This is a genomic window from Myxococcus sp. AB025B, from assembly GCF_006518215.1.
Lineage (GTDB): Bacteria > Myxococcota > Myxococcia > Myxococcales > Myxococcaceae > Myxococcus > Myxococcus fulvus.
The window spans coordinates 1-318 of the sequence record NZ_SRLW01000768.1; the positions used below are offsets into that span (position 1 = coordinate 1).

The following is a 318-nucleotide window of genomic DNA, read 5'->3' on the forward strand; positions in this document are numbered from 1 at the left end:
GCGAAGCATCGTTCCCCGCATCGCCAAGCCGGGAATCGAGTCCAGCGAGAAGCTGGGACGCTACAGGTGGAAGGTGGAACAGAGGCTCGCTCATCTGCACCGCTTTCGCCGCCTGCGCATCCGTGATTGTTGCTGAGCGAAGTGGTTGATGGAGAGCGCGGCCGCAAGGAGCGCGTTGGTTGCCGGGAAGAGATGTTGCAGGCCGTGCGGAGTCCAGCAGCGAGCCGGATTCTGGCGCGCCACGCTGCGTGAGGTAATCCACGGGGCTCAGAGAGGACGGGGCGCGGCGGTGTTCGCCAGCTCGCGTGAGAGAAAGGT

Annotated in this window: 1 pseudogene; it reads left to right on the forward strand. The window is 64.8% G+C overall.

Going from position 1 to position 318, the window contains the following annotated elements:
- Nucleotides 1-124: pseudogene (locus FL311_RS43870) on the forward strand (IS5/IS1182 family transposase); the annotation flags it as partial.
- Nucleotides 125-318: the final 194 nt, after the last annotated feature.